The organism is Thermodesulfobacteriota bacterium (assembly GCA_040758155.1).
Classification (GTDB): Bacteria; Desulfobacterota; Deferrimicrobia; order Deferrimicrobiales; family Deferrimicrobiaceae; genus UBA2219.
The window spans coordinates 1-4,385 of record JBFLWB010000058.1 but is presented as its reverse complement, the minus strand read 5'-3'; the positions used below and the strand labels follow the sequence as shown (position 1 = coordinate 4,385).

Here is a 4,385-nt window from a genome sequence, read left to right as displayed (position 1 = left end):
GCCCGACCGAGCGCCCCACTCCCGGGAAAGAAACGCTCCCTGGGGTACCCCCGGACGCCGGCACCATCATGCCGTTCCCGGCGGGAGGGGCACAACGCAGTAGGTGTGCCCGTATCCGCCGCCGCAGGAGGCTGGTGAGAAATGCGGGCTGGCTCCCGGCGGCTGACCCGGGATCACCCCACGCCGGGGCCGATCGTGGGCTTTTCGCCCCAGACGGCTTTCCGGACGGCCGAGCCCGCGCGGATCGCGAAGGGCAGAAGCGCGGAGACCAGCACGAGTGCCCAGAGGACCTTGCACACGGGGGACGCCCACAGGGCGGCGATCTCTCCCTGCGAGATGATCAGCGACTGGGCGAGCGACCGCTCCATCACCGGTCCCAGCACCAGGCCGATCACCAGCGGCGCCGGCTCGTACCGGTACTTGCGCATGACGAAGCCGAGGACCCCGGCCCCCAGCATCACCCAGACGTCGAAAAGCTGGTTGTTGTCCGCGTAGGTCCCGACGGCGCACATGACGAGGACGATCGGGATCAGGTACCGCGGCGACACCCGGACGATGCGCGCGAACAGCCCCACCAGGGGAAGGTTCAGGACGAGGAGCATGAAATTCCCGACGTAGAAGCTGCCGATGACCCCCCAGAAGACGTCGGGCCGCTCCTTCAGCAGGAACGGTCCCGGGGTGACGCCCTGGAGGAGCATCCCGCCGAGCAGGACGGCGGTGGCGGGGGTGAACGGCAGCCCGAGCGAGAGCAGCGGGATCATCGCGCCGCCGGCGGCCGCGTTGTTGGCCGCCTCGGGGCCCGCCACGCCCTCGATGGCGCCCTTGCCGAAGGTTTCCGGCCGCTTGGAGATCCCCCGCTCCAGTGCGTACGACGCGAACGACGCCATGGTCGCCGCGGGCCCGGGCAGGAGGCCGATCAGGAATCCCATCACGGAGCCGCGACCCATGGGGGCGACGGACCGCTTCAGCTCGTCCCGGCTGGGGTAGAGCTCGCGGAACCTGACGGGGACCACCTCCGGCTCCTCCTCCCTCCGGGAAAGGATGGCCAGCACCTCCGCGACGCCGAACAGCCCCGTCGTGACGGCGATGAAGCTGATCCCCCCCTGCGCGGCGCCGATGCCGAAGGAGAACCGTTCCAGCCCCTGGATGGGATCGACCCCCACCATGGAGAGGATCAGCCCGGCCATCATCAGGAGCAGCGGGCGGGTCCGGGTCTTCCCGGTCAGGTTCGAAAGGACCGCGATCCCCAGCACCGTCAGGGCGAAGAACTCCGCCGGCCCGAAGGCCAGTGCGGAGCGCGCCAGCAGGGGGGCGAAGAACTGCAGGACGATCACGCTGACCGTTCCGGCGAAGAACGATCCGATGGCGGAGATCGCCAGCGCCGCGCCGGCGCGGCCGTTTTTCGCCATCGCGTAGCCGTCCAGCGTCGTGACGACGCTGGCGGGCTCTCCGGGCACGTTGACCAGGATGGATGTCGTGGAGCCGCCGTACATGGAGCCGTAGTAGATCCCCGCCAGCATGATGAGCCCCGCCGTTGGCCCCAGCTTCAGCGTGAGGGGGATGACCATGGCCATGGCCGCGGCGGGCCCCAGCCCCGGCAGCACGCCGATCAGCGTCCCGAGGAGCGCCCCGACGAAGCAGGCGAACAGGTTTCCCGGCTGCAGCGCGGCCAGGACGTGGGTGGAGAATCCGCTCTCGAGCATCCCGCGCGTCCTTTCGGCCCCTTAAAACAGCAGCCCGCTTGGGAAGGAGATCTTCAGCCAGCCCACGAACACGAGGTAGCAGAACAGGCAGAGCCCCGCGGAAAGGAGGACCGGCTTCCACAGGCCCGCTTTTCCGGAGAGACGGCTGACGCAGACGGCGAAGAGGAAGGTGGAGACGAAAAAGCCGAGATACCGGATGCCGAGGATATACAGGACGAACGCCGCGATCAGCAGGAGCGACGCCCTGCCGCCTGCCGCTCCCGGTCCGCCGCCTTCCGGGAGGGAAGCCGGTTTCGCCCGCCGCTTCCATTTCCAGAGGGCGTGGACAAGCTGCCAGGAGCCGAGGAGGACCACGAACCCTCCCGCGATCCTCGGGAACACCCCCGGCCCGGGGGACGCCGGCGAGTCCACGGGATACCGCGAGGCGTAGATCAGGAACGCGGCCCCGAACAGGACCACGACGACGCTGCTCGCGATGTCTTCCCGATGCTGCATTCGGCCTCCCCCGGTCCGGAGTTCTTGCCGCCGCGCCGAAACGCGGCTACTTCTTCAGCAGCCCCGACTCCTCCATGATCTCCCGGGTCTCCTTGTCCATCTTCGCGACGAAATCGCCGAAGACGGCCGGGTCCTGGTACCGCGGGGTGGTGCCCAGGGAGGAGGCGAACTCGATCCATTCCCTGCTCTCGATCGCCTTCTTCACGATGGGGGACAGCTTGTCGACGACCTGCTTCGGCGTCCCCTTGGGGGCGGCGATCCCCCTCCACTGGTCGAACTCGAGGTCGACACCGGACTCGGCCATCGTCGGCACGTCGGGCCAGATGTTGATCCGCTTCGCGCTGCTGACGGCGAGGATGCGCACTTCGCCGGCCTTCACCTGGCTGAAGACTTCCGCGGGGTGCTGGCTGGACGCCTGGATCTTGCCTCCCATCACGGAAGCCACCGCCAGGCCGCTGCCGAACGGGACGTGGACGACCTGCGCCTTGGCCTTGGAAGCCATCGCCAGCGGCACCATGTGGGTGACGCTGCCCATCCCCGAGTTCCCGATCGTGATCTTGCCGGGGTTGGCCTTGGCGTAGGCGATGAATTCCTTGAAGTCCTTCCAGGGGGCGTCCTTGGCGACGGCGATGCACACGGTCTCGATGCCGACCCCCGCGATGGGCACGAACGCGGTGTAATCGTACTGGATCTGCTTGCGGGCCGCGAGGGTGTTGATGGCGCCGGAGTACCAGACCAGGGTGTAGCCGTCGGGCTTTGCGCGGTTCACTTCGTTGTAGGCGATGGAGCCGCCCGCGCCGGTGACGTTGCGCACGACCATGGGCTGCCCCAGGTCGCGGGAAACGATCTCCGCCAGCTTGCGCGCCTGGATGTCGGCCGCCGCGCCGGCGGCGAACGGGTTGATCAGTTCCACCGGCTTCTCGGGCCACACGTCGGCCGCCGCCGGGACGGTCCCCGCGGCGAGCAGCGCCGCGGCGAGGAACAGGGATGCAACGATCGCGGTCCTGCCGTTCGTCGAACGCTTCGTTCTCATGGCTCCTCCTCGATCTGCTGTTTTTGTTCGGTCCGCAGGATCATCAAACCAACGCCCAGGCTTCCTTGATGACGCGCTTCGTATTGGCGAGGACGGCTTCCGAGCTCTCTTCCGCGAGCAGGGGGCGGACCTCCGCGCTCAGGACCGGCCGCTTTTCCGGGCCGATGAGCTTCAGGTCGCGCAGGAGCCGGAAGTATTCCGTCACCTGCGGGGTGTCGGTCTCGCCGCCCGGCATCCCGAACCTCGGCTGCAGGTCCCCGTACCCCGGGTGCCGCCGGTCGCGGAACGCACAGTTCCCGATGTGGAAGTGCATCGGGAATTTCCTGACGAGCGGGATCGAATCCTTCGGGTCTTCCCGCAGCAGCGGGAAATGGGAAAGATCGGCCAGCACGCCGAAGTTCGGGAACTCCTTGTGCACGGCTTCCGCGACGTCGGCCGCATCCTTGAAATGGCCGATCAGGAAGCACTTGTCGATGTCGTAGTCGAAGACCTTCATGTAGATGTCCATCCCGCCCTGCTCCTTCGTGTAGCGGCAGATCTCAAGCAGGGAGTCGATGAGGATCTTCTTCGCCTCCTCCTTCTTTTCCTCCCCGGGGTGCTTTCCGGAGAAGACCCGCATGCAGGAAGCGCCGAGCTGGAACGCCTCGTCGACGCCGTTCTTCATCGCGCCGAGCGCTTTTTTGCGCTCCTTCGGGTCGAAGGCGTTCATGTCCAGCTTCTGGGAGAACAGCCTCGGCTGGTTCGCGTAGCAGACCTCCAGGTGCGAGGTCTCGAGGAGCTTGCGCGCCTCGTGCCGCACCTTGGGGTCCTTCATCCAGCCGACTTCCACGGCCGTCCAGAAGTCGTCCTCCACGATCTTCCGCAGCGTCTCCACGATCGGCCCCTCGCCCGTGGTCGCCTGCGGGTACGCCTTGAAGTGCACGATCCCCAGCTTCATGTACCGGTATATCGAGAAGTTCTCCATGGGCTTCCTCTCCCGGAGTGTGAAATTCCCTTCAGTGCCCCTTCACGACCACCTTGATCGCGTCCTCGATCCGCTCCCGGAAATACTTGAACGCCTTCGGGACCTCGTCCAGCGGGAAGGTGTGGGTGTGCATCAGCTTCGCGTCGAACCGCTTCTGCGCCATGAGGGCCGCCGCGCGGTGCGTCGCCCG

General features: G+C 67.2%; 5 protein-coding genes. All 5 read right to left on the bottom strand.

The window, feature by feature from the left end:
- Positions 1-173: 173 nt before the first annotated feature.
- Positions 174-1,703, bottom strand: a complete 1,530-nt coding sequence (locus AB1346_03715; protein MEW6719537.1) for a tripartite tricarboxylate transporter permease — start codon at positions 1,701-1,703, stop codon at positions 174-176.
- 21 nt (positions 1,704-1,724) lie between these two features.
- On the bottom strand, positions 1,725-2,198 hold the full coding sequence (locus AB1346_03710; GenBank protein ID MEW6719536.1) for a tripartite tricarboxylate transporter TctB family protein: 474 nt from the start codon (positions 2,196-2,198) through the stop codon (positions 1,725-1,727).
- 46 nt (positions 2,199-2,244) lie between these two features.
- A complete protein-coding gene (locus tag AB1346_03705) occupies positions 2,245-3,231 on the bottom strand; it encodes a tripartite tricarboxylate transporter substrate binding protein (protein MEW6719535.1) in 987 nt (328 codons plus the stop codon).
- Between the two features lie 43 nt (positions 3,232-3,274).
- Entirely contained in the window at positions 3,275-4,195 is a 921-nt protein-coding gene (locus AB1346_03700) for a TIM barrel protein (protein MEW6719534.1), read from the bottom strand.
- A 31-nt stretch (positions 4,196-4,226) separates the two neighbouring features.
- On the bottom strand, positions 4,227-4,385 hold a 159-nt coding region (locus AB1346_03695; GenBank protein MEW6719533.1), incomplete at its 5' end, for an alcohol dehydrogenase.

Coding starts and splice junctions, on each gene's coding strand:
- AB1346_03705 (MEW6719535.1), bottom strand. CDS start 3,231: ATGAGAACGAAGCGTTCGACGAACGGCAGGACCGCGATCGTTGCATCC.
- AB1346_03700 (MEW6719534.1), bottom strand. CDS start 4,195: ATGGAGAACTTCTCGATATACCGGTACATGAAGCTGGGGATCGTGCAC.
- AB1346_03710 (MEW6719536.1), bottom strand. CDS start 2,198: ATGCAGCATCGGGAAGACATCGCGAGCAGCGTCGTCGTGGTCCTGTTC.
- AB1346_03715 (MEW6719537.1), bottom strand. CDS start 1,703: ATGCTCGAGAGCGGATTCTCCACCCACGTCCTGGCCGCGCTGCAGCCG.